Consider the following 25,593-nt stretch of genomic DNA (forward strand, 5'->3'; position numbering starts at 1 on the left):
GCGACTGCGTCGCGCCCTCAGGTGCGCAATTGCGCACCGGGGAATGACGGGAGGATGATCACGCCCCCAACACGTCCTTGTGCATCTTGCCGCCGTAGAAATGGAAGAACGGCACCGGCGCGTCGTGACGGAGCGGGCCGGTGGCGAGACGGCGGTCGAGTTCGGCGAGCACGTTCTTGGTCATGGCATGCGCGTCCGCGAGCGGCTCGGAGCCGATCTCGACCCACACGAGCTCCACCAGCTCGGCATCGGCATGCACTACGCCTTCGACACGATGCGCGATCGTCGAGGCATCGGCGGTGAAGAAGCGCGTGTCGAAGCGGCGGACGCGGCCGGGCGGGGTGATCGCACGCGCGATCAGGAACAGGCCGGACGGATCGGGCAAGAGTCCTGCGTCGGCGAACGGCGCCCAGGGGCCATCGAGCTTCGCCGTCTTCTCGACCTTGCGGCCGAGGCAGAGCCCGGTCTCTTCGCAGGCTTCGCGGATCGCGGCATTGGCGAGCGCGCGTGCGCGGCCGGGTGTGATCTTCGGGCTGCCCTTCAACAGATTGGCTTCGAGCTCCGGCGTGATCGGGGCTGCGACCGGCACGCGGTTGTCGGCCTTGTCGACGCGGCCGCCCGGGAAGACGAATTTGCCCGGCATGAACACGACCTTGTCGTGGCGCTTGCCGACCAGGACCTTCGGCTTGGCGCCGGAACGATCGATCAGGATCAGCGTCGCCGCATCCTTCGGCCGGAAGTATGCGTGATGATCGGCTTCCTTTTCGCCCTGGTGGACGACGGCGGCAGGGGCGGCAGCTTCAGTCATTTCATCCCTTTCATTTCTTCTTGTGGCCCGGTTTAGCTAGACCGGCGGGATGTCGCTAGGGGGAATCTCGTCAAAGCCATGCATGCGCAGGGCCCATTGCAAGCCGATCACGGCTCCCTTCACCGGCTGCAACAGTGCCAGCGATGCGAACAGTGTGAACGGCAGATAGATCGCAAGTTGCAGCCACACCGGCGGCGAGTAGTCGGTCTCGATCCACAGCGCGGTCGGTACCACCATATGGCCGACAATGACGATGACGAGATAGGCAGGCAGATCGTCGGCGCGATGCGGGGTGAAATCGAGATCGCAGACCGGGCAATGGCCGTCGCATTTGAGAAACTTGCGGAACAGTTTGCCTTTTCCGCAGCGCGGACAACGGCTGAGGAACCCGCGCTTCATCGCGGTCCACACGTCGCGCTTCTCGGGCTCGACAGAGTCGCGAGTCCAGGCCACCGTCGGCGGTGTCACTTCCATGACTTGCCTCGCTTCGATTTGCCGGATGTCGGCTTCGCCGGCTTGCGGTCCTTTTTCTTGCGTGCCTTCCGTTCCTTGTGCGCCTTCTTGCTGGATCCTTTATTCGGCCCCTTGCCGAATCCTGCGGCGCGGCGCTCGGACCCTGCGCCGTCACGTTTTCTGCCGCGCGGAATTGCCTGACCTTCGGATAATAGCTCAAAACGCAGCGCGCCCGCCACCGGCGCGGCCTCGACCAGCCGCACGTCGACGACGTCGCCGAGCCGATACATGGCGCCGCTGCGCGTGCCGATCAGCGCGTGGCGGGTTTCGTCGTAGTTGAAATACTCGCTGCCGATGGTGCGGATCGGGATCAGGCCGTCGGCGCCGGTGTCGTCGAGCTTCACGAACAGGCCGGCTCGCGTCACGCCGGAAATGCGGCCCTGGAACGAAGCGCCGATGCGATCGGCGAGGAAATGCGCGATCAGCCGGTCGGTGGTCTCGCGCTCCGCCTTCATCGCGCGGCGCTCGGTGACGGAAATCTGCGCGGCGATCTCGGCCAGCGTCTCCACGCTCTCATCGGTCGGCAAGGCGCCTTCACCAAGGCCGAGCGCGCGGATGAGCGCGCGATGCACGATCAGATCGGCGTAGCGGCGGATCGGCGAGGTGAAGTGCGCGTAGCGGCGCAGGTTCAAGCCGAAATGGCCGTAGTTCTCGGCGGAGTATTCGGCCTGCGCCTGCGAGCGCAGCACCACCTCGTTGACCAGCGGTTCGTAATCCTCGCCGGCAACCTGCGCCAGCACGCGATTGAATTGCGTCGGACGCAGCGCGCCCTGCTTGGTGAAGGGCAGGTCGAGCGTCTTCAGGAATTCCTGGAGGTTGTGCACCTTCTCCTGGCTCGGCTCGTCATGCACGCGATAGATCAGCGGCAGCGCCTTCTTCTCCAGCATCTCGGCCGCAGCGACGTTGGCGAGGATCATGAACTCCTCGATCAGCCGGTGCGCATCAAGCCGCTGCGGCACGATCACCCGATCGACGGTGCCGTCGCCCTTCAGCAGGATCTTGCGCTCGGGCAGATCGAGATCGAGCGGGTCGCGCTCGTTGCGTGCGAGCTTGACCAGCTCGTAGGCCGACCACAGCGGTTTGAGGATCGGATCGAGCAGGGGACCCGTCGTGTCATCAGGCCTGCCATCGATCGCGGCCTGTGCCTGCGCGTAGGCAAGCTTTGCTGCCGAGCGCATCAGCACGCGATGGAACGTATGCGAGCGCTTGCGGCCGTCGGCGCCGATCACCATCCGCACCGCGAGTGCACCACGCGGTTCGCCCGGCACCAGCGAGCAGAGATTGTTGGAGATCCGCTCGGGCAGCATCGGCACCACGCGATCGGGAAAATACACCGAGTTGCCGCGCAGCAGCGCGTCGCGGTCGAGCGCCGAGCCGGGCCGCACATAGAAGGCGACGTCGGCGATCGCGACATGGACGGTGAAGCCGCCCTTGTTGTTCGGATCGAGGTCGACCTCGGCATGAACGGCGTCGTCGTGATCCTTGGCATCGGGCGGATCGATGGTGACGAGCGGCACGTCGCGCCAGTCCTCGCGGCCCTGCAAGGTCGCCGGTTTTGCTTCCTCGGATTCGCGCACGGCGGCGGCGGAGAACACCTGCGGGATGTCGTGGGTGTTGATCGCGATCAGGCTGATCGCCTTCTCGCTGGCGATCGAGCCGAGCCGCTCCTTGACCCGGGCGGAGGCGAGCCCGTAGCCGCGGGTGCGGATCAGGTCGACACTGATGAGATCGCCGTCCTCGGCGTCGCTGCTGTCGGCCTTGGCGATATTGAGCTCGCGGCCGGCCTGCTTCTTGTCGACCGGGATCAGGCGCCCGCCGCCATCAGGGTTCTTGCGGAAGATGCCGAGGATGCGCGTGCGGCCGTGATCGATCACCTTGATGACGCGGCCGCGATAGGGCGTGCCGTCGTTCTCGTCGGTCACCTCGACGTGGAGCAGCGCGCGGTCGCCGACGCCGGCCGTGGTGCCGGGCTTTGGCCGCCGCGGCGTCTCGATGCGGATTTTCGGGGCGGTGCCGTCTTCCGAGTCCCACTCGGCGGGCGTCGCGATCAACTCGCCGTCGCTGTCGCGGCCGGTGATGTCGGCGAGCAGGGTCGGCGGCAGCGCCGCCGGCTCGTGGATCTTGCGGCGGCGCTTGGCGACCGTGCCGTCGTCGGCGAGTTCGCGGAGGATCCGCTTCAACTCGATGCGGTCGGCGTTCTTCAGGCCGAACTCGCGCGCGATCTCGCGGGTGCCGACCTTGCCTGGATTGGCGCGGATGAAGGCGACGATGGCGTCCCGGCCCGGAAAGCCATGGTCGGGTTTTCGTTTCACTTATCCTCTTGCCTTGCCGGCGCTCTTCTTCGCGGGCGCTTTCGCTGGTGCCGATGACTTTGCAGGCGACGTCTTGGCACCGGAGGCGACCGGCGCGCGCGCCTTGCTGGTCGCATCCGTTTTCGGCTTCGCCGCGGCCTTCTTTGACGCAGCCTTCTTGGCAGGCTTGGCCTCGGCGTCGCCGTCGGTCTCTTCAGACCCTGCCTTTTCAGACGTTGCCTTTTCAGACTTGGCCTTCTTGGCCTTGGCGGGCTTCTCCGCCTTCGCCTTCTTGGCCTTCTTGCCGCTGCCCTTGGCCGCGCGCTCGTCGATCAGCGCGATCGCTTCCGCGAGCGTGATCTCGTCCGGAGTGCGGTCGCTCGGGATCGTCGCATTGACGCCACCGGCTGCGACATAGGCGCCGTAGCGGCCGTTCTTCAGCGCGACGGCGCCGAGCGTCGGGTGGTCGCCGAGCGGTTTGCCCGGATCGGCGCCGAAGCGGCGGCCGCTCGGGCCCTTGGCGATCTTCTCCGCGATCAGCGTGACGGCGCGGTTCAAGCCGATGTCGAAGACCTCGTCGCCGGCCTCGAGGCTGGCATAGGTCTTCTCGTGCTTCACGAACGGCCCGAACCGGCCGAGGCCGGCGGTGATCGGCTCGCCGGTCTCCGGATGCTTGCCGATCTCGCGCGGCAGCGACAACAGCTTCAGCGCCAGCTGGAGATCGACATCGGCAGGCGAGGTGCCTTTTGGAATGCCGGCGCGCTTCGGCTTCTCGCCCTCGGCGTAATCCTTCTGCTCGCCGAGCTGGATGTAGGGGCCGAACCGGCCTGCCTTCACCGTGACGTCGAACCCGGTGTCGGGATCGGTGCCGAGCACGCGATCTGCGCTCTCGGCGCTGTCGGCCGCGAGCGGGCGGGTGTAGCGGCATTCCGGATAGTTCGAGCAGCCGACGAAGGCGCCGAACTTGCCGGCCTTGAGGTTGAGCCGGCCGGTGCCGCAGGTCGGGCACTGCCTGACGTCGCCGCCATCCGCGCGCGGCGGATAGATATGCGGGCCGAGCATTTCGTCGAGCGCATCGAGCACCTCGGCGACGCGGAGATCCTTGATGTCGTTGACCGCACCGATGAAGCCGCGCCAGAAATCGTGCAGCACCTGCTGCCAGCCGATCTCGTTGTTGGAGACGCGATCGAGCTGTTCCTCTAGATCGGCCGTGAAGTCGTACTCCACGTAGCGCGAGAAGAAGTTCTCCAGGAACGCGACCACGACGCGGCCCTTGTCCTCGCCGTGCAACCGCTTCTTCTCAAGCTTGACGTAACCGCGGTCCTTGAGCACCTGCAGGATCGAGGCGTAGGTCGAGGGACGGCCGATGCCGAGCTCTTCCATCCGCTTCACCAATGATGCTTCCGAGAAACGCGGTGGCGGCTCGGTGAAGTGCTGGGTGACGGCAAGGCTCTGGCGCTTCACCGCCTCGCCCTGGCTCATCGCGGGCAGGCGGCGCGAATCCTCGTCCTCCTCGTCGTCGCGGCTTTCCTGGTAGAGCGCGAGGAAGCCGTCGAACTTGATGACCTGGCCGGAGGCGCGCAGCTCCAGCACGCGGGCGCCGGCCTTGGCCTCGATGTCGACGGTGGTGCGCTCCAGCTCGGCTGATTCCATCTGGCTCGCAATGGTGCGCTTCCAGATCAGTTCGTAGAGCCGCGCCTGATCGGTATCGAGCCTGCGGCCGATGGTGGCCGGGCGACGCGACAGATCGGTCGGGCGGATCGCTTCGTGCGCTTCCTGCGCGTTCTTGGCCTTGGCCTGGTACTGGCGTGGAGCGTCCGGCACATAGGCGTTGCCGTAATCCTCGCCGATCACCTTGCGGGCCTGGGTGATCGCGGACGGATCGATCTGCACGCCGTCGGTTCGCATATAGGTGATGAGACCGGTGGTCTCGCCGCCGATGTCGATGCCCTCATACAGCCGCTGCGCGATGCGCATGGTGTGCGCCGGCGCGAAGCCGAGCTTGCGGCTGGCTTCCTGCTGCAGGGTCGAGGTGGTGAAGGGCGCCTGCGGATTGCGCCGGGCCGGCTTCGCCTCGACGGTCGCGATCTTGAACAGCGCGGCCTCGATCGCCTTCTTGAAGTCCTCGGCTTCTGCGCCGGAGCCGATGTCGAGCCGTGCGATCTTCTTGCCGTCGGCGCCGACCAGCCGGGCCTCGAAGGCTTCGCCGCGCGGCGTCAGCAGCGTCGCGACCAGCGACCAGTACTCCCGCGGCACGAACTTCTCGATCTCGAGCTCGCGGTCGCAGACCAGCCGCAGCGCGACCGACTGCACGCGGCCGGCGGAGCGGGCGCCGGGCAGCTTGCGCCACAGCACGGGGGAGAGGGTGAAGCCGACCAGATAGTCCAGCGCGCGGCGCGCCATATAGGCGTCGACCAGCGCGCCGTCGATCTGGCGCGGCGCCTTCATGGCGTCGGTGACCGCCTGCTTGGTGATGGCATTGAACACGACGCGCTCGACCTTCTGGTCCTTCAGCGCGCGCTTCTCCTTCATCACCTCCAGCACGTGCCAGGAGATCGCTTCGCCCTCGCGATCAGGGTCGGTCGCCAGAATCAGGCGGTCGGCCCCCTTGAGCGCCTTGGCGATGTCGTTCAGCCGGCCGGCGGCCTTGGCATCGACCTCCCAGATCATCTGGAAATTGGCGTCCGGATCCACCGAACCGTTCTTGGCCGGGAGGTCGCGAACATGGCCAAACGACGCCAGGACCTCGTAGGAGGACCCCAGATATTTGTTGATCGTCTTGGCCTTGGCAGGCGACTCCACAATGACGATATTCATGTCATTCCAATAGCTTACGGGAAAACTTGAAGGCTGGTTCCGCTAGACTCGCGGCCCGCCGTGTCGGGGCGAACATGGGTGCTGGGGCGGTCGGTGTCAAATCGTCAGATATTGAAGGCAGGGCTCAGGCTGTGGAGTTCCTATCCCAAGGGTTGAAAAATGCGTCCTAGAGTTGCGGCCGGAAACGGCGTATCTCTTTATATATTGGGTGGGAATCGGATTAGGCCTTTTGAGCAGCACAGGGGGTGGGCGCAAGCCCAAGCCGTCCGGCCGACGGCGACCGGAGGGCGACGAGCCAGGTGGGGAGCCAGGTGGGGAGGGCGGCCCGGATGACGCCCTGGTCCTGATCGCAGCGGCCGCGACCGAGCTCGCCAAACTCGCCCAGCGCCACAAATTCGAAGTCCTCGACCATCTGCTCGCGATGACCCGCCTGGAGGCCGACGAGCAATTGCGCGCGCGCAGCCGAAGGAAGCTGTCGTGAGGGTGTGACAGGGCCGGCCTTGTTCGCAGGGCTTTCTCCATTCGTCGTCCTGGCGAAAGCCAGGACCCATAGCCACCGTGTTCGGCGATGAGCGTGATCGAGGCCCCAGCGTCGCGCACCAATTGAGGTTTGGGGTAATGGGTCCTGGCTTTCGCCAGGACGACGATGGGGATGGGTCGCGCGCGATGCAACGCGCCGCCATTGGCGAACCCCATCTTCAGTGTCATCGCCCGGTCGAGCCGCGCGATGACAGTGTGGGTGGGGACGCAGCTTCGCATTCTCGCGACATGAGTTGCCCGAGGCTCTTCGTTTCGCCGCTCTGAGAATAGAGGACGCAGGGAAAGCCGGGTGCCGATCGCACCTATGGGGCCCGAGCAATCGCGGATGGAGCTACGCCGACACGCTCCGCGCGCGCTTCGCCGCAGGCCGCGGCTTCAACGTCGTATCGGCAGCCCCCAGCACGCGTCCGTCCTGCGAAAGCAGCGCGAGCTTCTTCACCGGCTTGCCCTTGTCGCGGTCGACCATGATGGTCGCGATCTCGTCCGGATGCTCGTCGAACTCCTCGGTCCATTGCCGGAGCGCGACCAGGATCGGAAAGATGCCGTGGCCCTTCGGCGTCAAGACGTATTCCTGATAGGCGCTGCCGTCGGAGGCGGGGACCGTTTTCAGGATGCCGCGCTCGACCAGCGTGCGCAGCCGGGTGGCGAGGATGTTCTTCGCAAGCCCGAGGCTGGCCTGGAATTCGCCGAAACGGCGCCGGCCGAGGCTGGCGTCGCGGATGATCAGGAGCGACCACCAGTCGCCGAACACGTCGAGTGCGCGGGCCACCGGACAGCTGTCGCCTGCAAGGCTGGTTCTCTTCACGACGCACGCTCCGAAAGTCGGGCCATCACGGTCTTGTGTGGTTGCAATATTAAACCTGATGCCCTAGGTAGGCAACGAAGTTTAATAATGCAACCAACTGGAGGCGGACATGAGACTGGCAAACAAGACGGCGTTGATCACCGGCGGCAACAGCGGCATCGGGCTTGCGACGGCAAAGCTGTTCGTCGCCGAGGGCGCCAAGGTCGTCATCACCGGGCGCAACAAGGAGACGCTCGCGGCGGCGGCGCGGGAACTCGGACCGAATGCGCTCGCGGTGGTGGCCGATGCCACCGATGTCGCGGCGCTGGAAGCCGCGGTGAAGCAGGGCGCGGAGAAGTTCGGCAAGTACGACGTGCTGTTCGCCAATGCCGGCATTCCCGGCCAGACGCCGGTCGGCGGCACCACGCTTGCTGCATTCGAAAATGTGATCCGCACCAATCTCACCGGCGTGTTCTTCACCGTGCAGGCGGTCGCGCCGTATCTCAACGACGGCGCTTCGATCATCCTCAACGGCTCGGTGATTTCGGTGCTCGGCAATCCCGGCTATTCGGCCTATGCCGCGAGCAAGGCCGGCGTGCGCGCGATGGCGCGGGTGATGGCGTCAGAACTGTCGCCGCGCAACATCCGCGTCAACGTGGTGGCGCCGGGCGCGGTGCGGACGCCGATCTGGGGCGCGGCCATCGCGACGCCCGAGGCCGAGAAAGCGTTCGAGCAGCGGATCGGCAAGTCCACGCCGCTCGGACGTATCGGTGAACCCGATCACATCTCGAAGACGGTGTTGTTCCTCGCGTCCGACGACGCGGCGCATGTGCAGGGGCAGGAACTGTTTATCGATGGCGGTGCAACGGCATCTCCCGCCGGCGCGCCGATCTATCGCGGCTAAACTTCGTTTCTCATTGTAACGATCGGCCGGTGTGAAGCGGTTCACACCGGCCGATTTCGTGCGTGACTAATATCACGCGTATTGAACCTTTGACGTACTCGCCGGACTCCTGAATGGGCGGGGATTTTTTTTCACCACGGAATCATTTTGGAGTTCCTTCATGCCGAAAGCAGCCCGCATTTCGACGCCGATCCCGGTTTCGTCTACCTCCGAAAACGAAAACTCAGACTCAGCCCAGTTTGTGACGGTCGCGCTGTTTTCCGGCATCGGTTTGTTGATCTCGCTCGTCGCCGTCATCTTCGGCATTCAAGGCGTCTGGTTCTGACTTCATCCACCTGAAGCGGCCTGCCGCCACCAGGGTGACGGCAGGAATGTGATCACGTCAGGCGGCGTTCAGGCTGCCAGCGGCCTGCAGCGCACCCGCGACCGCCTTCTCGCGGTGCTCGGGACCGACCTGGATGCCGTCGGCGGGGATCAGCTCGAGATTCTTGACGCCGATGAAGCCGAACACGCCGCGCAAATAGGTCTCGAGGTGCTCCAGCGCGGCCATCGGCGTGTCGGCGCCGTAATAGCCGCCGCGCGAGATCGCGATGATGACGCGCTTGTTGCCGGCCAGTCCCTCGACGCCGCCGGCGCCGTATTTGAAGGTCTTGCCCGCGACCACGATGCGGTCGATCCAGGCCTTCAGCTGGGAGGGAAGGGTGAAATTGTACATCGGCGCGCCGATCACGACGACGTCGGCGGCGAGGAACTCCTCGAGCACGGCCTGGCCGGTCGCGATGTCGTCGCGCATCGACGGGTCCGGCGCCGCGCCCTGGCTGGCGGCGAGGTGCAGGCCGGAGAGGTGGGCGAGCGGGGTCTGGGTGAGATCGCGGTAGCTCACGACCAGGCCGGGATTGGCCTGGCGCAGCCGCTCGACGGCGGCGGCAGAAACCTGGCGGCTGACGGAGTGGGAGCCTAGGACCGAGGAGTCGATGTGCAGAAGTTTCATGGCTGAAGTCACCTTTGGTATAGGTTTGTAACTGGCGCTATATGAGTGACCGCCCTAAATGTGCGCAAGAACGCACATTTTTGAAACCCGAGCACAGCAATGAAACCCGAGCACATCCGTGTGCCTGCCCTTCCGCCCCTGCCTGACCAGGATCACAGCGATTGCCGCGCGGTTGCCTCCGTATTGGCGCGGGTCGGCGACAAATGGAGCGTGTTCGTGATCATGATGCTGACCGATGGGCCAAAGCGCTTCAACGAGCTGAAGCGGATGATCAACGGCATCTCGCAGCGGATGCTGACGCTCACGCTGCGCGGGCTCGAGCGCGATGGCCTGGTGACGCGCACGGTGTTTCCGACGATCCCGCCGCGGGTCGATTACGAGCTGACCGATCTCGGCCGTGGTCTGGCCGCGCCCGTGAAGGCACTCGGCGAATGGGCGTTCGCGCATCTGCCGGAGATCGAGGGCGCGCGGACACGGTTTGACGGACGCAACGAGTAGGGAGTGTTATCGGTCGTCCTGCTGTTATCCGTCACCCGACTGTTATCCGTCACCCTGAGGAGCGCGAAGCGCGTCTCGAAGGGTCGACGGCCACCAGCCGGGCCGTGCATCCTTCGAGGCTCGCTCCGCTCGCACCTCAGGATGACGGTGATGGACTGGCGTGAGCCGCTTATTCGCCCGCGTCAGATCATCGACACCAGTCCGCCGCCGTGACGCTCGAGTCGGCCGGCGAGCTCCAGTTCGAGCAGTACCGCGCGGACGACAGCGGGCGAGACATCGGCCATCCGGATCAGATCGTCGAGGCTGATCGGGCTCGGTCCGAGCAGATTGATGATGCGGGCGCGATCGGACGCATCGGGGGCAAAATCCAGCGGCTCGTCGTCTTCGCGGGCGGACAGCATGACGGGCCGCTCCATGATCGGCGTGACCGCGCTGATGACATCGGCGGCCTCGGTGACCAGCGTGGCGCCTTGCTTGATCAAATCGTTGGCGCCGGCGGCGCGCGGATCGATCGGCGAGCCCGGCACCGCGAACACCTCGCGGCCCTGTTCAGCGGCCATCCGCGCCGTGATCAGCGAGCCCGAGCGGTGCGCAGCCTCCACCACCACGACGCCGAGCGATGCGCCCGAGATCAGCCGGTTGCGGCGAGGGAAGTCGCGCGCCCGCGGCACGTGGCCGAGCGGCATCTCCGAAATCGCCGCGCCGTGCGCGAGCAGGGCGGCGAGCAGATCCTCATGCTCCGGCGGGTAGATTTTGTCATGGCCGCCGGCCAGCACGGCGACCGTGCCGCTTGCAACGGTCGCGCGATGCGCCGCCTGGTCGATGCCGCGGGCAAGGCCGGAGATCACGACAAAGCCGGCGTCGCCGAGATCGCGCGCCAGCTGGCCTGCAAATTTCAGCCCGGCGCCGGACGCATTGCGGGAGCCGACGATCGCGATCATCGGGCGCATCAAGGTGTCGCGCGCGCCGCGTACGGCAAGCAGCGGCGGCGCGTCGTCGATGGTGGCAAGCCGCGCCGGATAGTGGACTTCCTCCGGCGCGATGAGGTCGATGCCAAACTTGGCACAGGCCGCGAGCTCCGCGGCTGCATCGGCCTCGCTCGTGATGCGCCCGGGTCCCGATGCGCCGCCGCGGCGCGCGAGATCCGGCAGGCGCTCCAGCGCGTGCGCCGCATCGCCAAAATGGCGGAGCAGCGATGCAAAGGTGCGCGGGCCGACATTGTCGGAACGGATCAGCCGCAGGCGGTTGAGCCGTTCGGCGTCGGTGAGTTCAGTGGTGCTGGGTGACCGGTCATGCATGCGAGGTGTAGCTTCGCCCAACCTGGGATTGTGATCAACCGCGACATTGGCGGCATAGGCGTGACGCGCTACAAGCGGTCGCCAATTCGAGGAAGCCGCCCATGATCTCACTTGCCGACCTCCAAGCGCGTATCGAACAGGGCGCGCTGTCGCCTGAAGCGGCCATCGGCCAATCGCTGGAGGCGATCAGTGCGCAGGACAAGACGATCGGCGCCTTTGTCCGCCACGACGCGAAGGCGCGTGCGCAGGATGCCGGGCCGCTGCGCGGCATCGCGGTCGGCATCAAGGACATCATCGATACCGCCGGCTTTCCGACCGAGATGGGGGCTGCGATCTATCGCGGCCATCAGCCGCGCGCCGACGCGCCGGTGGTGATGGCGCTGAAGCAGGCCGGCGCCACCATCATCGGCAAGACCACGACGACCGCGTTCGCGGCGAACGATCCGACCGCAACGCTCAATCCGCACAATCACGCGCACACGCCGGGCGGCTCGTCGTCGGGCTCGGCCGCTGCGGTCGCCGCCGGAATGATCCCGCTGGCGCTGGGCACGCAGACCGGCGGCTCGGTGATCCGGCCGGCCTCGTTCTGCGGCGTCGCCGCGATCAAGCCGAGCTACCGGCTGCTGCCGACCGTCGGGGTGAAGTGCTTCTCCTGGACGCTCGATACCGTCGGGCTGTTCGGCGCCGGCGTGCGCGATGTCGCGCAGGGGCTGGCCGCGATGACCAGGCGCCCCGAGCTTGTCGTGCCGTCGGAGGTCGCGGCACCGCGCATCGGCGTCGTGACGCAGGCCTTCGCCGGTGCGCCCGAACCATCCGGCGCGGAGGCATTGCAGAAGGCGGCGCGGGCGGTGGAGCGGGCGGGCGCAACCGTGCGCGAGCTCGCGATGCCCGAGATCATCGCGGAGGCGTGGCGGATTCATCCGGTGGTGCAGGAGTTCGAGGCGCACCAGTCGTTCGCCTGGGAATACGGCCAGAACTACGATGCGATGCCGCCGCTGCTGCGCGGCCGGCTCGACGAGAGCAAGGGCGGCACACCCGCCGAGTATGATGCGGCGATGGACGTCACGCTGCGCGCGCGGCAGGCGCTGTCAGCGATTTTTGGCGAGGTCGATGTGCTGCTGACGCTGTCAGCGCCGGGTGCTGCGCCGAACGGCTTGGCCTCGACCGGCGATCCCCGTTACAACCGGCTCTGGACGTTGATGGGCGTGCCCTGCGTCAACGTGCCGACGCTGACCGCCGAGGGCGGATTGCCGGTCGGCGTGACCGTGATCGCGGGTTTTGGCGGCGACGCAAAGGCGCTGGCGGCGGCGAGCTTTTTGGAAGGTGCGCTGAAGTCCTAGCCTTCCGTCATTCCGGGGCGCGAAGCGAACCTCAGATGCGCAATTGCGCATCGGGGAATCTCGAGATTCCGGGTTCGCGACTTCGTCGCGCCCCGGAATGACTTGCGTCACTTCTTCTCGCCGATCTTGCCTTCGGTGCCGGCCTGCAGCCGCTTGATGTTCTCGCGGTGCATGTAGAACAGCAGCAGCGTCAGCACGGCGAACAGCGAGGCGAGCGCGTTGTGGCCGAACCACCACAGGAATAGCGGCGTCACGAACGCGGCGACGAGCGCCGATAGCGACGAGTAGCGCGTGGTGGTGGCGGTGCCGATCCAGATCACGGCGAAGATCAGCGCGGCCGGCCAGAACAGGCCGAGCAGCACGCCGATATAGGTGGCGACGCCCTTGCCGCCGCGAAACCGGAGCCAGACCGGGAAGAGGTGGCCGAGGAATGCGCCGAGCGCCGCCAGCATCGCCGCGTTCGGTCCGTCGATCGAGCCCGCAATGATGACGGCGACCGTGCCCTTGAGCATGTCGCCGATCAGCGTCGCCGCGGCGAGGCCCTTGTGGCCGGTGCGCAGCACGTTGGTGGCGCCGATATTGCCCGAGCCGATGGTGCGCAGATCCTGCGTGCCGGCGAGCCTGGTGAGGATCATGCCGAACGGGATCGAGCCCAGGAGATAGCCGATCACGAAGGCGGCGAGCAGCAACGCGTCAGCAGACATCGCGGTGGTTCCCTGGACGGTCGATCCGGTCCATTTTTGGCAATTCCGTCAATGAAATATTAACCATCAATCCGCACCATGGCCTTGGAAATGAGGGAGCTTATCATGGCTTCTGTTCGCACGCGGCTTGAGCAGGTTTTCTTTGTGGTTTACGTCGCGGCCATCGTCGTTGGAACGACGATGGAAGCGATGTCGCAACTCGCTGTACGCTGAGTTCCACGCTGATCTAGAGCCTTTTTCCGTTCCGATTGCATCGGAACGGGGCTCTGGTTTTTTGTTTTGACGCGTTTTCTTCACGCGAACCGGTATCCACTTCGCTCGAAAACGCTCTAGACGTGTTCGTACACCGTCCGTCCGCCGACGATCGTCCGCGTCACGCGGCCCGAGAAGCGGGCGTCGTCGAACGGCGTATTCTTGCATAGCGATTTGAGGTCGTCGCGGTCGAGCACCCAGGGGGTGTCGGCGTCGATCACGATCACGTCGGCCGGGGCCCCGGCGCGCAGCGTGCCGCCGGGCAGGCCGAGCAGTTCCGCCGGCCGTGTCGACATGGCCCGGATCAGCGTCTTGAACTCCATCTCGCCATTGTGGATCAGCCGCAGCGCCGCCGGCAGCATGGTCTGCAGGCCGACCGCACCGCTCGCCGCTTCCGCGAACGGCAGCCGCTTGACCTCGACGTCCCGCGGATTGTGATCACTCATCACGACGTCGATCAGCCCGGAGGCGAGCGCTGCAACCAGCGCCCTGCGGTCGTCCTCGGTGCGCAGCGGCGGCGCCAGCTTGAGGAAGGTGCGGTAGGGGCCGATGTCGTTCTCGTTCAGCGTCACGTGGTTGATCGAGACCGAGGCCGAGACGTTGAGCCCGTTGTCGCGGGCACGCTTGAGGATCTCCAGCGACTCGATCGAGGTCAGCGAGGCCGCGTGATAGCGCCCTCCGGTCAGCGCCGCGAGCCGCATGTCGCGCTCGAGCATGATCGACTCGGCGGCGGTCGGGATCCCGGCGAGGCCGAGCCGCGTGGCGAACTCGCCCTCGTTCATCACACCTTCGCCCACCAGATTCGGGTCCTCGGTGTGATGCACGATCAGCGCGTCGAAATCGCGAGCATAGGTCAACGCGCGCCGCATCACCTGGGCGTTGGTGACGCTGCGGTCGCCATCGGTGAAGGCGACGGCGCCGGCGGCCTTCAACAGGCCGATCTCGGTCATCTCCAGGCCCTGCATGCCCTTGGTCAGCGCCGCCATCGGGTGGATGTTGACGATCGCGGTGTCGCGGGCGCGGCGCAGCACGAAGTCGACGGTCGCCGAATTGTCGATCACCGGCGAGGTGTCGGGCTGGCAGATGATGGTGGTGATGCCGCCGGCGGCCGCGGCCTGGCTGGCGGAGGCAAAGGTCTCGCGGTGGCTGGCTCCGGGTTCACCGACGAAGGCGCGCATGTCGATCAGGCCGGGCGCCACGATCTTGCCGGCGCAATTGACGATGTCGGTGCCTTCGGGGACGCCGGCGGCGCCGATGCCGCGCTTGGCGTCACGGATCACGCCGTCGGCGATCAGGACGTCGCCCGGACCGTCGAAGTCGCGGGACGGATCGATGACGCGGGCGTTGGCGAGCAGGATGGGGCGGCGGTCAGTCAGCATGGCGTCACGCGTTCGGCAGGTTGCGGGCGAGCGCTTCGAGCACTGCCATGCGCACCGCCACACCCATTTCGACTTGTTCACGGATCAGCGACTGCGCGCCGTCGGCGACGAACGTGTCGATCTCGACACCGCGGTTCATCGGGCCGGGATGCATGACCAGCGCATCGGGCTTGGCGTACGCGAGCTTCTTCTGGTCGAGGCCGAAATAGTGGAAATATTCCTGGCTCGAAGGCACGAAGGAACCGTTCATGCGCTCGCGCTGCAGCCGCAGCATCATCACGATGTCGGCGCCGTTCAGCCCCTCGCGCATGTCGCGCGCGACCTCGACGCCCATCCGCTCGATGCCGCGCGGCAGCAATGTGGAGGGGCCCACCACACGGACGCGGGCGCCCATGGTGTTGAGCAGGAAGATGTTGGAACGCGCCACGCGCGAATGCAGCACGTCGCCGCAGATCGCGATCGTCAGCCCCTCGAGCCGGCCCTTGTTGCGGCGGATGGTCAGCGCGTCGAGCAGCGCCTGGGTCGGGTGCTCGTGGGCGCCGTCGCCGGCGTTGATCACGGAACCGTCAACCTTGCGCGCCAGCAGCTCGACCGCACCGGAGGCGTGGTGGCGCACCACCAGGATGTCGGGGTGCATTGCGTTCAGCGTCACCGCGGTGTCCATCAAGGTCTCGCCCTTGCGGGTCGACATCGAGGACACCGACATGTTCATGACGTCGGCGCCCAGGCGTTTTCCGGCGATCTCGAACGAGGACTGGGTCCGGGTCGAGGCCTCGAAGAACAGATTGATCTGGGTGCGGCCGCGCAGACTGGCGCGTTTCTTGTCGACCTGGCGGTTGAGCTCGACATACTCCTCGGAGAGGTCGAGCAGGCCCGTGATGTCGTCAGCGGAAAGGCCCTCGATGCCCAGCAAATGCCGGTGACCGAGGACAAAAGTCGATTTTAATGATGGGGTCATTAAAGCGAGAGCTATAGGCGCGGATGGCCGGTGGGGCAAGCGCGAAGAGGGCTAGGCGGAGTTTTCCCCGAGTAAGATGGGGCTGGGTTTCTCCGCCATCATGCCCGGGCCTATTGCGAGCTGTCCGCGCCTTGCTTTTGCTGGTTTTTCCGGAACAAGACGTGGACGACCGGGCTCAGGCGGAGCAGAGGCGAGGTGGTGCCTTGGACGGTCATGCAGCCAGGACAGCGGAGCTAAGGACTCGTGAAAATCGCCGTGATCGCACTGCTGGCCATCGAGCTGATCTCAGGGTCGATCTCGCCGGCCTTCGCTCAGAGCCTGCCCGGCGACTTCGCGTTCTTGCGCGAGATCGATCCGACCATCATCCAGGACATCCGCTACGCGACCTCCAACAATTTCATGGGGCGGCCGATCGCGGGCTATGGCGCGGCGGAATGCGTGGTGAAGCGGGAGGTGGGGTTGCGGCTCAAGGCCGTGCAGCAGGAACTGGCGCGGCAAAGCCTGTCGCTGAAGATGTTCGATTGCTACCGGCCGGCCCGTGCAGTCGCCGACATGGTGGCGTGGTCGAAGAACGGCAAGGAGACCGCCGCCGAGCGGCGCTACAACCCGGCCTTCTCGAAGGCGGACCTGTTCCGCCTCGGCTACATCGCCACCCATTCCGGTCATTCGACCGGCGCCGCAGTCGATCTCACGCTGGTCGATCTGACCGCGGACAATTCGCGCAAGTTCGACCCGGCCAGGGACTATGCCGACTGCACCGCGCCGGTCGCCGAGCGCGCCCCGGAGGGCAGCGTCGACATGGGGACCGGCTATGACTGCTCCGACGTGAAGGGGCATACCGCTACCAGCGCGATCACGCCGGCGCAGCGACGCTGGCGCAACCTTCTGGTCGCTGCGATGGCCCGCCAGGGATTTGCCAACTATTCAAAGGAATGGTGGCACTTCTCGCTGCCGGGGGGCGGCGGGGTGGCCTACGATTTCCCGGTCACACGCGCGCACTAATGCTGGATTTTCCTCAAATCCAAGGCATCTCGGCAACACAAAGCTTGCCAACGCTGAAGTAGCTGAATGCGCTTTCAACACTCCTTAATTGTGGCCGTATGAAGTGCGGGCATTGCGGGAGCAGAAAACATGCGTTGGGCTGTTGTCATTGTTGCCGTTGGTGCGTTCGGCATCGCGATCTACGACCAGTACGACAAGGGCGCGAACTACCAGCGCGTCGATGCGCGCATCAGCAGCGTTAATGACCAGTGCTATCTAGAAAAGGTCGAGCGCGGCGTCGTCACCAAGACGACGTTCACGTCGGACCTCACTCGCTGCGAAACCGCCGAGCTGCTGCGGAAGGAGCATCCGAAGTGGCAGGGCTATCACGTGATGCACAAGATCGAGGTTCGCGTCGTCTATGTCTCGCCGGTCGATGGAGCCACGCACCAGTCCAGCCTGCAGATGTCCTACTTCCCTAACGGCAAGCCGCTGCGCGCCGGCGACGTGTTGCCGGTGTTGGCCTCCAAGACCAAGGCGGAGACGACACGTTCGATCTGACCGTCACAGCGGTCCGACAGGATGGGAGTTCGACCATGCGTCTGGGGCTCTACGGGATGATCGCTATCGGCGTCGCGGGCCTCTATGCCTACATCGAACTCGACAAGCGGGTGAACTTCCGGCCGATCGACGCGCGCGTCAGCAGCGTCAAGGAGCAATGCTATATGGAGAAGACCGAGGAGAATCGGAGCTCGACCTCGGATCTGTTGCCTTGCGAGCTTGTCGAGCTTCTGGCGCGTCACCATCCGAAATGGCAGGGCGCCGACATCAAGCACAAGATCGAGATCCGGTTTGCCTACATCTCTCCGGTCGACGGCGCCGCGCATGAATCGAACCTGCAATTGGCTGAATATCCCGATAACCGGCGACTGAACAGCGGCGACATCTTTTCGGTCCAGGCGTCCAGGACGGAGGCGAACCGGACCCGCGCCAACGACTGGGTCGACCGGTGGCTCGGCCGCCATGCGCCGAGGCATGGAAGCATCTAGCGGACGTGTACTTTTCGCTGCCCCGTGCCGGCTTGCAGGCTTATGATCCTCCGATTCCAGTTACGGCGCTGCTGCCGCCAACCAAGACCGTTGTCCGGGCATCGCGCGCAGTGCGACCAATCGCCGGGGAGACCATGACGCAGGCTCCGTTCGCCACCCACGACGTCTTCAACCAATCGCCGCCATTTTGGGATGTCGACCTGTTCGCGACGGACGCGCCGCTCGTCGCGGCGGTCGCCGCCAATGGCGGGGCGGCGGCCAGCGCAGAGCTGTCGGATTTCGGCAACCATTGGGGATCGGCCGCCATGGCCGAGCGCGGCCGCGTCGCCAACGAGAACACGCCTAAACTGCGAACCTTCGATGCCAGGGGCAATCGCCGCGACGAGGTCGAGTTTCATCCGGCCTATCACGAACTGATGGCGCACTCGGCCCATGCCGGCGTGCACAACTCGACCTGGACCGCCGACGGCAAGCCGGCCGGCGGGGCGGCCGAGGTGGTGCGCGCGGCAAGGTTCTATATCGCGTCCCAGGTCGAGACCGGTCACCTCTGCCCGATCACGATGACGCGCGCCTCGGTCGCGGCGCTGGCCTCGCAGCCGGACATTCTGGCGAAGACGATGCCGGTCATCGCCACGCGCGCCTACGACCCGGGCTTTGCGCCGTGGTGGACCAAGCGCGGCATGACGCTCGGCATGGGCATGACGGAAAAGCAGGGCGGCACGGATGTGCGCGCCAACATGACACGCGCCGAGCGCGACGGCGGCGCCTGGCGCATCACCGGGCACAAATGGTTCATGTCGGCGCCGATGTGCGACGCGTTCCTGGTGCTGGCACAGGCCGAGCAGGGCCTGAGCTGCTTCTTCATGCCGCGCTTTGCGCCCGACGGCACGGTCAATGCGATCCACTTCCAGCGGCTGAAGGACAAGCTCGGCAACCGCTCCAATGCCTCCTCGGAGGTCGAATTCCACGGTGCCCATGCCGAATTGATCGGCGAGGAGGGCAAGGGTATCCGCACCATCATCCAGATGGTGCAGCTGACGCGGCAGGATTGCGCGATCGCCTCCGCCGGCCTGATGCGCTCGGGGCTGGCGCACGCGCTCAATCACGCGCGGCATCGCAGCGTGTTCCAGAAGCATCTCGCCGACCAGCCGTTGATGCAGGCGGTGCTCTCAGACATGGCGCTGCATGTCGAGGCGTCCATCGCGCTGGTGATGCGGCTCTGCCGCGCCTTCGATCGCGCGCCCATCGATGCAGGCGAGGCCGCCTATATGCGGCTGCTGACGCCGGCGATCAAATACTGGACCTGCAAGAGCGCGCCCGGCTTCCTCTATGAGGCGATGGAGTGCCTCGGCGGCAATGGCTATGTCGAGGAGGGCATTCTGGCGCGGCATTACCGGGAGTCGCCGGTCAATGCGATCTGGGAAGGCTCAGGCAACGTGATGTGCCTTGACGTGTTGCGCGCGCTCGGCCGCGAGGCCGATGCCGCGCTCGCCGTGCTGCGTACGCTCGCCGACGAGACCAAGGGCCTGCTGGGCGCCGCTGAGGCAGTTGCGTCGATCGGACAATCGTTCCGCCGCCCGGACAGCGAGCGCATCGCACGGCTTGCAGTCGAGAAGCTGGCGCTCTTGGCCGCCACCGCGGCGCTCAACCAGGTCTCGCCCAAGAACGCCGAATTGTTCGCGGCGACACGGCTTGCCGAACGCCACGCCGGCATGTACGGCGCCGTGGACCTCTCCGATGCCGATCAGCGCGCGCTGCTGGCGCGGGCGCTGCCATGAAGGTTTGCTGATGGACGCACTCAATCCCGATACTCCGCCGACCACCATCGAACCGCCGCCACGTCCCCCTCGGGTGTGGAAGTTCTGGGGCACCGCGCTGTGGGGCCTTCTGATCTTCGCCGCGATGTTCCTCGGCCAGGTCGCGGTCATCGTCTATCGCATCATCGCGCAGGGCGGCGAACTGTCGGCGGCCGGCATTACCCATGTGGTCGCCGACGGTCTGACGATCTCGCTCTCGGTCCTCGCGGGCCTGCCGATGGTGCTGCTGGTGCTGTGGTTCGCGATCCGCCGCACCGGGATCCCGTTCGCCGATTACCTCGGGCTGCGCGGGACGTCGTGGAAGAACGTGATCATCGGCGTCGTCGCGCTGATCGTGCTGGTGGGCGCCTGGGACATGGTGTCCCGTGCCGCCGGCCGCGAGGTGACGCCGGGCTTCATGGGCGACGTGCTGAAATCGGCACAGGAGCACAGCGCGCTGTGGCTTCTGGTGATCGCCTTTGCCGTGGCCGCGCCGCTCTGGGAAGAATTGTTCGCGCGCGGCTGGCTCTATCGCGGCTGGTCCGAATCCAGGCTCGGCCCCTATGGCGCGATTCTGCTGTCGTCGATCGTCTGGACCATCATGCACCTCCAGTATGACTGGTTCTTCCTCTGTGAAGTGCTGTCGATCGGGTTCCTGTTCGGCTATTTGCGCTTCCGCACCGGCTCGACCTGGCTGACCATCCTGCTGCACGGGCTGAACAATTTTGCCGCGACGCTGCAGACCTGGTGGCTGGCGGGGCAGTAGACAGTCTCTCTCCGCCGTCATTGCGAGGAGTGAAGCGACGAAGCAATCCATGTCTCAGCGAACGGAGAGATGGATTGCTTCGCTTCGCTCGCAATGACGGGGATACAATAAGGGCGCTACTCCAGTAAGCGTGCGCGTTTCGGAGAATGGACGATTGATGTCTAATCAAACCCCCGACGCGTTCAACGCGCACATGCTGACCTATCGCCACCATCTTCATCGCTTGAACCGCGCGTTGGCGGAAGAATACATACTCGAGCACAGTCACTATGTGTCCATGGCCATCAACGAGTTGGCCAAAGCGGTCCCTGTTGCTCTCGCTATCGCACGGCTTCACGATGCAATTCGTCGATCGCCTGCGAGAGATTTCTGGCCGGTGATCCGCGAGGCAAAAGGCGCGCTCCTCATTCGATCGACCGACACAGGCCCGGAGTGCCCTTCGCCGTGGCGGCGAACGCATGGCGGCAACATGCGCTACGATCTGCCGGGGTATCTGCTGTTCTCGCCATTTCCCCCAAATTTCCGTCGCATGGTGCACGCTCGGATACACGAGTTGCAGAGGCTGACGGAGCGTATCGAGGCACGGGCAAGCACCAATGATTTTTGGGTCACGGTCGATGCCGGACTTATCTATTGGAGCACGCTCAAAGGCAAGCATCTCGTTCCTAAGATCAAGGCATTCCAAGGATTTGTGACGCCGGACAGTAGTGCTGCTCTGGATCGGTGGTCCAATGAACAACACCGTGATGCGAAATTCACGTTGCGGATTTCGCAGGGGACTCTTGTTTACAGCTACGGCGCAGATCGTTGCGAAATTGAAGTCCCGGACGCACTGAGCGCGCCGCTCTGCGTCCCTACGGTGCCTGATCGCTTCGAAGAAAGGCATTGGATCCGAGCTGGAGATCGAGCTTATTTGTGAAAACGCTTTAAAGCCCACCCGCTGCAATCACGATCGGCATCGTGATTGCAGGCCACGATGGTGTGCCTCTTAGCCAGCGCGTCGCGCCGCTTAGGAACCTGACAGAGGGGATGCCAGTGCCCCCCTTCGAGTGCTATGATCTAGATCAATGAACGAGCGCGGGCCGGACTGAAACCAGGCAGCGGCGGCTGCCGTCGTGCGAGCTCTTCTCATGGCCATGTTGATCCGAACTCTGCTGGCCAGCGTCGTCGCGCTGGCGTCGCTCGGTGCCATCACGCAACAGGTGCGCGACCAGGGCGTTACCGACACCGAAATCCGTATCGGCAATCTGATGCCGTATAGCGGCGCGCTGGAGATTTTCGGCCAGATCGGCAAGGCGGAAGCTGCCTATTTCGAGATGATCAACGAACGCGGCGGCATCAATGGCCGCAAGATCCGTTTCATGTCCTACGACGATCTGTCGGATGCTTCCAACGCCATGGACCTCACGCGTATTCTGGTCGAGACCGACAATGTGCTCTTGATGTTCGGTTCGTTCGGCGCGCCGGGGAATCTCGCCGCGCGGAAGTATCTCAACGAACGGCAGGTCCCCCAGCTTTTTGTTGCCTCCGGCGATCAGGACCTCAGCGAGCCGTCGGTCTATCCGTGGACCATGGGCTGGCAGCCTTCATACCGCGAGGAGGGGCGCATCTACGCCAATTACATCCAGGCCTTCTATCCTGGAAAGAAGATCGTGGCGCTCTGGGAGAATGACCAGTTCGGCCGGGAATTGTTCAAGGGATTGGTGCAAGGCCTGGGAGACGTCGCCCACAACATCAGGGTCGACATCGCCTATGATGTCGACGATCAGCATCTGGACGGCCACATATCGATCCTGAAGCAATCGGGGGCCGAGGTCTTTGTGTTTGCCGGGGTGCCGGAAAATGCCTCGAAGGTGATCCGGGCCGCGGCCGAGCACGGCTGGCGGCCGGTGTTCATCGTGAACCAGATGGCGTCATCGATCGAGACGGTGCTTAAGCCGGCCGGCACGGAGAATGCGACCGGGGTCGTCACCGCTGCCTTCCTGAAGGATGCAAGTGATCCGGCCTGGAGGGAAGAGCAGGGCGCCTGGCGCAGCTTCCTCGACAAGTATACGAAAGCCGGCGGCAAGGATGACGCTGCCGCAGTCTACGGCTATGCGGCCGCCGAAACGCTGGTCCAGGTGCTCAGGCAATGCGGCAACGATCTGTCGCGCGAAAACGTCATGAAGCAGGCTGCGGCGCTCAGGGATTATCAGGCATCCGCCTTGCTCCCCGGCATCAAGATCAATACCGGTCACTTCCGTCCGGTCGAGCAATTGCGGTTGCTGCAGTTTGACGGCCGCAGCTGGCAGCCGATCGGTGACGTGCTCGATACGGCGTTCACCGGTTCGAGCGGGAAATAGCGACGATCAGCGCAACGAGCCGGCCTGCGCAAGCGCATGCCGCATGCTACGGCCCGACGGCGGCGATCACGATCGGCATCGTGATCGCGGCCAAAATCGTCTGCAGCGTGATGATCTGGGCGAGCAGCGGTGCGTCGCCGCCCATCTGGCGCGCCAGCACGTAGGCCGACGGCGAGGTCGGCACCGCGGCGCAGGCCGCGACGATGGCGAGATTGGCGCCGCTGACGCCGAACCACAGCGCGAGCGCGACGGTCAGGACGGGCATTGCGACCAGCTTCAGGACCAGCGCGACGCTGGTGGCGAGACTGGGACGGAAGATGCCTTCCAGATGCAGCCCGGCGCCGGTGACGAGCAGGCCGATCGCGAGCGACGAGCCGCCGAGCGCGTCGGCGACGTCATGCCAGATTTTCGGCAGCGGGACATGCGTGACATTGATGACGAGCCCGATGACGCAGGCCCAGATCAGCGGGTTCTTCACGACCGTCATCACGATGGCGCCCGCGGAGCGTTTCTTGGACGAGGCATATTTCGCCAGCACCGCGACGCTGAAGACGTTGACCAGTGGAATGATCGCGACCATCGCGACCGAGGCCAGCGCAAGTCCGACCTTGCCATAAAGATTGCCCGACACCGACAGCGCGACATAGGTCTGCCAGCGCGTGGCGCCCTGGAAGATCGAGGAGAAGGCGGGGCCGTCGACCCCGGCGCGGGCGAGCGGGGCCCGCAGCGCCAGACACAGCAGGCACATCATGAGCGCCGCGAGCAGCAGCGCGCCGCCGACACCCGCGACCGGCACCTTGGTCAGATCGGCCTTGACCAGCGTCTGCACCAAAAGCACCGGGAACAGCACGTAGTATGTGAGCTGTTCCAGCCCGTGCCATTGGGTGTCGAGCCGCATCAGCGTGCGTCTTAGGATGAAGCCGAGCACGATCAGCAAAAATACCGGCAACAGCGCCGCGATCACCACGGCCATGGTCAGCGGTCCCCGCGCAGCTTCGCCAGCCGGTCGAGCGCGCCCTGCAGGATGAAGATCGCGGCGTGCTCGTCGATCACCTCGGCGCGGCGGGCGCGGCTGACGTCCATCCCGATCAACTCGCGTTCGACCGCCGCGGTCGACAGCCGCTCGTCCCACAGCCCGATCGCAAGCGGGGTGAGATTGGCGAAGTTGCGGGCGAAGGCCCGGGTCGATTGCGCGCGCGGGCCCTCGCTGCCGTCCATATTGATCGGCAGGCCCAGCACGAAGCCAACGGCACTGCGCTCGGCTGCAATCGCGAGCAGGCGCGTCGCATCGGCCTTGAACTGCTTGCGCCGGATGGTCTCGACGCCGGTCGCGAGCCGCCGGTCCGGATCGGAGACGGCAACGCCGATGGTCTTGGTGCCGAGGTCGAGGCCGACCAGCGCGCCGCGTTCGGGCCAGTTCGGCGCGGCTTCGATCAGGGGAAGGATGGGGGCGGGCATGCCGTGCGCTTAGCACGGGAGCGGGAAGGAAAGGTAGCCCGGATGGAGCCAACGGGCCGCGCGGACGCGCGCCCGATGACAGACTCCGCGAAATCCGGGAATCTCGCCGCGGAGAAACTGTCCCGGATTGCGCTGCGCTCCATCCGGGCTACGAACTCCCGATGGGAGAGGTAAGATTGAAGTCGCCTCACGCGGCGATGACGCGATCCTCGCCGCCAAGGCATGCGGCAAGTCCCTGCAACGCGCTGGAGTGGTGTGTGGCGCGGCGCTGGATGAACAGCGTCTCGACATGCGCATGCTGCGGATTGAGCTTGTGGATCTTGATGTCGCGCTGGACGTGGTCGCGCTCGACCACCGCGCGCGGCAGAAGCGTCACGCCCATGTCGGCGGCGACGCAGCCGACCATGCCGTCGAGCGTGCCGAGCTCGAAGCGGGCCGCCGACGGCCAGCCGAATTCGGTGAACACCTGTTCGAGGCGCTGCCGGTAGGTGCAGCCGGTGCGGAACACCAGCGCGGTCGGGCCCGACTCCGGCGTGCCGGCGCGCAAGGCGGCGAGCGATTTCCAGCGCTGCGCGGTGACGAGCACCAGTTCCTCGGTGAAGGCTGTTGTCGCCGACAGTTCGGCGTGCTCGATCGGACCCGCGACAAAGGCGCCGTCGAGCGAGCCGTCGAGCACGGCGGCCACGAGATCGGCGGTCGGTGCCGTGCGCAAGGTCAGGCGCACCGCCGGATAGCGGCGATGAAACTCGGCAAGCAGCGTCGGCAGCCGCACCGCGGCCGTCGTCTCCATCGATCCGATCGACAGCGGCCCCTTCGGCTCGCCATCGTCGCGCGCGGCGAGCACCGCTTCGCGCGACAACGCCGCCATGCGCTGCGCATAGGGCAACAGGCGGCGACCGGCGCCGGTCAGCGACATGCCGCGGCTGTGACGCTCGAACAGTGGCGTGCCGATCTCGGCCTCCAGCGCCTTGATGCGCTGGGTGACGTTGGACTGCACAGTGTTCAGCTCGTCCGCGGCCCGGGTGATGCCGCCGAGCCGGGCGACCGTGGAAAAGGTGAGCAGGTCGGTCAATTCCATCTGGGACCACCGTTTCATTTTAGAGATGGTAGCGTTCTCTAGTATT

Annotated in this window: 25 protein-coding genes; 12 read left to right on the plus strand and 13 right to left on the minus strand. The window is 65.5% G+C overall.

Going from position 1 to position 25,593, the window contains the following annotated elements:
• Positions 1–58 precede the first annotated feature (58 nt).
• Genes AAFG07_RS19435 through topA form a run of 4 tightly spaced genes read right to left on the minus strand, consistent with a single transcriptional unit; the run spans position 59 to position 6,429 of the window.
• A complete protein-coding gene (locus AAFG07_RS19435) occupies positions 59–808 on the minus strand; it encodes an NUDIX domain-containing protein (protein WP_074128929.1) in 750 nt (249 codons plus the stop codon).
• Between the two features lie 36 nt (positions 809–844).
• Positions 845–1,282: a DUF983 domain-containing protein gene (locus AAFG07_RS19440; protein WP_342728653.1), complete on the minus strand. Its 438-nt coding sequence runs from the start codon at positions 1,280–1,282 to the stop codon at positions 845–847.
• On the minus strand, positions 1,273–3,633 hold the full coding sequence (rnr, locus tag AAFG07_RS19445) for a ribonuclease R (RefSeq protein WP_342728654.1): 2,361 nt from the start codon (positions 3,631–3,633) through the stop codon (positions 1,273–1,275). The genes AAFG07_RS19440 and rnr overlap by 10 nt, the downstream gene beginning before the upstream one ends.
• Positions 3,634–6,429, minus strand: coding sequence for a type I DNA topoisomerase (topA, locus tag AAFG07_RS19450; protein WP_342728655.1), 2,796 nt, complete (start codon positions 6,427–6,429; stop codon positions 3,634–3,636).
• A gap of 229 nt (positions 6,430–6,658) precedes the next feature.
• Here topA and AAFG07_RS19455 point away from each other — a divergent pair, with 229 nt between their 5' ends.
• On the plus strand, positions 6,659–6,910 hold the full coding sequence (locus AAFG07_RS19455; RefSeq protein WP_342728656.1) for a hypothetical protein: 252 nt from the start codon (positions 6,659–6,661) through the stop codon (positions 6,908–6,910).
• Between the two features lie 390 nt (positions 6,911–7,300).
• On the opposite strand, the gene AAFG07_RS19460 is transcribed toward AAFG07_RS19455, so the two are convergent.
• On the minus strand, positions 7,301–7,774 hold the full coding sequence (locus tag AAFG07_RS19460; RefSeq protein WP_342728657.1) for a helix-turn-helix domain-containing protein: 474 nt from the start codon (positions 7,772–7,774) through the stop codon (positions 7,301–7,303).
• Positions 7,775–7,883: 109 nt separating this feature from the next.
• Between AAFG07_RS19460 and AAFG07_RS19465 the strand changes: the two genes are divergently transcribed.
• Entirely contained in the window at positions 7,884–8,657 is a 774-nt protein-coding gene (locus AAFG07_RS19465; protein ID WP_171947609.1) for a glucose 1-dehydrogenase, read from the plus strand.
• 160 nt (positions 8,658–8,817) lie between these two features.
• Positions 8,818–8,982 carry a hypothetical protein gene (locus AAFG07_RS19470; protein WP_229168016.1) on the plus strand — a complete coding sequence of 55 codons (165 nt, stop codon included), beginning with the start codon at positions 8,818–8,820 and terminating at the stop codon, positions 8,980–8,982.
• Positions 8,983–9,039: 57 nt separating this feature from the next.
• Here the strand turns inward: AAFG07_RS19470 and AAFG07_RS19475 are convergent, their stop codons facing one another.
• Positions 9,040–9,648, minus strand: a complete 609-nt coding sequence (locus AAFG07_RS19475; protein WP_342728658.1) for an FMN-dependent NADH-azoreductase — start codon at positions 9,646–9,648, stop codon at positions 9,040–9,042.
• Between the two features lie 99 nt (positions 9,649–9,747).
• Between AAFG07_RS19475 and AAFG07_RS19480 the strand changes: the two genes are divergently transcribed.
• A complete protein-coding gene (locus AAFG07_RS19480) occupies positions 9,748–10,146 on the plus strand; it encodes a helix-turn-helix domain-containing protein (RefSeq protein ID WP_092114798.1) in 399 nt (132 codons plus the stop codon).
• Positions 10,147–10,328: 182 nt separating this feature from the next.
• Here AAFG07_RS19480 and dprA read toward each other — a convergent pair whose 3' ends face one another.
• The gene (dprA, locus tag AAFG07_RS19485; protein WP_342728659.1) at positions 10,329–11,444 is read right to left on the minus strand and encodes a DNA-processing protein DprA; all 1,116 of its coding nucleotides are present in this window, start codon (positions 11,442–11,444) and stop codon (positions 10,329–10,331) included.
• Positions 11,445–11,545: 101 nt separating this feature from the next.
• Here dprA and AAFG07_RS19490 point away from each other — a divergent pair, with 101 nt between their 5' ends.
• Positions 11,546–12,784: an amidase gene (locus tag AAFG07_RS19490; protein WP_342728660.1), complete on the plus strand. Its 1,239-nt coding sequence runs from the start codon at positions 11,546–11,548 to the stop codon at positions 12,782–12,784.
• Between the two features lie 107 nt (positions 12,785–12,891).
• Here AAFG07_RS19490 and plsY read toward each other — a convergent pair whose 3' ends face one another.
• The 3 genes from plsY to AAFG07_RS19505 form a co-directional block, all read right to left on the minus strand.
• Positions 12,892–13,488, minus strand: coding sequence for a glycerol-3-phosphate 1-O-acyltransferase PlsY (plsY, locus tag AAFG07_RS19495; RefSeq protein WP_342728661.1), 597 nt, complete (start codon positions 13,486–13,488; stop codon positions 12,892–12,894).
• A 329-nt stretch (positions 13,489–13,817) separates the two neighbouring features.
• Positions 13,818–15,119 (minus strand): dihydroorotase, encoded by a 1,302-nt coding sequence (locus tag AAFG07_RS19500; RefSeq protein WP_342728662.1) that lies wholly within the window; start codon positions 15,117–15,119, stop codon positions 13,818–13,820.
• A gap of 4 nt (positions 15,120–15,123) precedes the next feature.
• Positions 15,124–16,077 (minus strand): aspartate carbamoyltransferase catalytic subunit, encoded by a 954-nt coding sequence (locus tag AAFG07_RS19505; RefSeq protein ID WP_173642499.1) that lies wholly within the window; start codon positions 16,075–16,077, stop codon positions 15,124–15,126.
• Positions 16,078–16,326: 249 nt separating this feature from the next.
• Here AAFG07_RS19505 and AAFG07_RS19510 point away from each other — a divergent pair, with 249 nt between their 5' ends.
• The 7 genes from AAFG07_RS19510 to AAFG07_RS19540 all read left to right on the plus strand — a co-directional run bounded on the left by AAFG07_RS19510 (position 16,327) and on the right by AAFG07_RS19540 (position 23,011).
• Positions 16,327–17,079: a M15 family metallopeptidase gene (locus AAFG07_RS19510; protein ID WP_342729191.1), complete on the plus strand. Its 753-nt coding sequence runs from the start codon at positions 16,327–16,329 to the stop codon at positions 17,077–17,079.
• A 129-nt stretch (positions 17,080–17,208) separates the two neighbouring features.
• Complete coding sequence (locus AAFG07_RS19515) at positions 17,209–17,619, plus strand: hypothetical protein (protein WP_342728663.1); 411 nt, start codon at positions 17,209–17,211, stop codon at positions 17,617–17,619.
• 35 nt (positions 17,620–17,654) lie between these two features.
• Complete coding sequence (locus AAFG07_RS19520; protein WP_342728664.1) at positions 17,655–18,107, plus strand: hypothetical protein; 453 nt, start codon at positions 17,655–17,657, stop codon at positions 18,105–18,107.
• 134 nt (positions 18,108–18,241) lie between these two features.
• Entirely contained in the window at positions 18,242–19,885 is a 1,644-nt protein-coding gene (locus AAFG07_RS19525; protein WP_342728665.1) for an acyl-CoA dehydrogenase family protein, read from the plus strand.
• A 10-nt stretch (positions 19,886–19,895) separates the two neighbouring features.
• Positions 19,896–20,669 (plus strand): CPBP family intramembrane glutamic endopeptidase, encoded by a 774-nt coding sequence (locus AAFG07_RS19530; protein ID WP_342728666.1) that lies wholly within the window; start codon positions 19,896–19,898, stop codon positions 20,667–20,669.
• A gap of 157 nt (positions 20,670–20,826) precedes the next feature.
• Positions 20,827–21,588 (plus strand): hypothetical protein, encoded by a 762-nt coding sequence (locus tag AAFG07_RS19535; protein WP_342728667.1) that lies wholly within the window; start codon positions 20,827–20,829, stop codon positions 21,586–21,588.
• A 211-nt stretch (positions 21,589–21,799) separates the two neighbouring features.
• Complete coding sequence (locus AAFG07_RS19540; RefSeq protein ID WP_342728668.1) at positions 21,800–23,011, plus strand: ABC transporter substrate-binding protein; 1,212 nt, start codon at positions 21,800–21,802, stop codon at positions 23,009–23,011.
• A gap of 46 nt (positions 23,012–23,057) precedes the next feature.
• Here the strand turns inward: AAFG07_RS19540 and AAFG07_RS19545 are convergent, their stop codons facing one another.
• The 3 genes from AAFG07_RS19545 to AAFG07_RS19555 all read right to left on the minus strand — a co-directional run bounded on the left by AAFG07_RS19545 (position 23,058) and on the right by AAFG07_RS19555 (position 25,547).
• The gene (locus AAFG07_RS19545) at positions 23,058–23,984 is read right to left on the minus strand and encodes an AEC family transporter (RefSeq protein ID WP_342728669.1); all 927 of its coding nucleotides are present in this window, start codon (positions 23,982–23,984) and stop codon (positions 23,058–23,060) included.
• A 2-nt stretch (positions 23,985–23,986) separates the two neighbouring features.
• On the minus strand, positions 23,987–24,469 hold the full coding sequence (ruvX, locus tag AAFG07_RS19550; RefSeq protein ID WP_342728670.1) for a Holliday junction resolvase RuvX: 483 nt from the start codon (positions 24,467–24,469) through the stop codon (positions 23,987–23,989).
• 187 nt (positions 24,470–24,656) lie between these two features.
• A complete protein-coding gene (locus AAFG07_RS19555) occupies positions 24,657–25,547 on the minus strand; it encodes a LysR substrate-binding domain-containing protein (protein WP_342728671.1) in 891 nt (296 codons plus the stop codon).
• Positions 25,548–25,593: the final 46 nt, after the last annotated feature.

It is taken from the genome of Bradyrhizobium sp. B097 (assembly GCF_038957035.1).
Taxonomy (GTDB): Bacteria; Pseudomonadota; Alphaproteobacteria; order Rhizobiales; family Xanthobacteraceae; genus Bradyrhizobium.

Excerpts from the sequence above, each read along its gene's own strand:
- AAFG07_RS19525 (WP_342728665.1), top strand. The coding sequence starts at position 18,242 with ATGACGCAGGCTCCGTTCGCCACCCACGACGTCTTCAACCAATCGCCG.
- AAFG07_RS19555 (WP_342728671.1), bottom strand. The coding sequence starts at position 25,547 with ATGGAATTGACCGACCTGCTCACCTTTTCCACGGTCGCCCGGCTCGGC.
- AAFG07_RS19480 (WP_092114798.1), top strand. The coding sequence starts at position 9,748 with ATGAAACCCGAGCACATCCGTGTGCCTGCCCTTCCGCCCCTGCCTGAC.
- plsY (WP_342728661.1), bottom strand. The coding sequence starts at position 13,488 with ATGTCTGCTGACGCGTTGCTGCTCGCCGCCTTCGTGATCGGCTATCTC.
- AAFG07_RS19470 (WP_229168016.1), top strand. The coding sequence starts at position 8,818 with ATGCCGAAAGCAGCCCGCATTTCGACGCCGATCCCGGTTTCGTCTACC.
- AAFG07_RS19505 (WP_173642499.1), bottom strand. The coding sequence starts at position 16,077 with ATGACCCCATCATTAAAATCGACTTTTGTCCTCGGTCACCGGCATTTG.
- AAFG07_RS19500 (WP_342728662.1), bottom strand. The coding sequence starts at position 15,119 with ATGCTGACTGACCGCCGCCCCATCCTGCTCGCCAACGCCCGCGTCATC.
- topA (WP_342728655.1), bottom strand. The coding sequence starts at position 6,429 with ATGAATATCGTCATTGTGGAGTCGCCTGCCAAGGCCAAGACGATCAAC.
- AAFG07_RS19535 (WP_342728667.1), top strand. The coding sequence starts at position 20,827 with ATGTCTAATCAAACCCCCGACGCGTTCAACGCGCACATGCTGACCTAT.
- AAFG07_RS19490 (WP_342728660.1), top strand. The coding sequence starts at position 11,546 with ATGATCTCACTTGCCGACCTCCAAGCGCGTATCGAACAGGGCGCGCTG.
- AAFG07_RS19475 (WP_342728658.1), bottom strand. The coding sequence starts at position 9,648 with ATGAAACTTCTGCACATCGACTCCTCGGTCCTAGGCTCCCACTCCGTC.
- AAFG07_RS19520 (WP_342728664.1), top strand. The coding sequence starts at position 17,655 with ATGCGTCTGGGGCTCTACGGGATGATCGCTATCGGCGTCGCGGGCCTC.
- AAFG07_RS19515 (WP_342728663.1), top strand. The coding sequence starts at position 17,209 with ATGCGTTGGGCTGTTGTCATTGTTGCCGTTGGTGCGTTCGGCATCGCG.
- AAFG07_RS19440 (WP_342728653.1), bottom strand. The coding sequence starts at position 1,282 with ATGGAAGTGACACCGCCGACGGTGGCCTGGACTCGCGACTCTGTCGAG.
- AAFG07_RS19465 (WP_171947609.1), top strand. The coding sequence starts at position 7,884 with ATGAGACTGGCAAACAAGACGGCGTTGATCACCGGCGGCAACAGCGGC.
- AAFG07_RS19540 (WP_342728668.1), top strand. The coding sequence starts at position 21,800 with ATGGCCATGTTGATCCGAACTCTGCTGGCCAGCGTCGTCGCGCTGGCG.
- AAFG07_RS19545 (WP_342728669.1), bottom strand. The coding sequence starts at position 23,984 with ATGGCCGTGGTGATCGCGGCGCTGTTGCCGGTATTTTTGCTGATCGTG.
- AAFG07_RS19530 (WP_342728666.1), top strand. The coding sequence starts at position 19,896 with ATGGACGCACTCAATCCCGATACTCCGCCGACCACCATCGAACCGCCG.
- dprA (WP_342728659.1), bottom strand. The coding sequence starts at position 11,444 with ATGCATGACCGGTCACCCAGCACCACTGAACTCACCGACGCCGAACGG.
- AAFG07_RS19435 (WP_074128929.1), bottom strand. The coding sequence starts at position 808 with ATGACTGAAGCTGCCGCCCCTGCCGCCGTCGTCCACCAGGGCGAAAAG.
- ruvX (WP_342728670.1), bottom strand. The coding sequence starts at position 24,469 with ATGCCCGCCCCCATCCTTCCCCTGATCGAAGCCGCGCCGAACTGGCCC.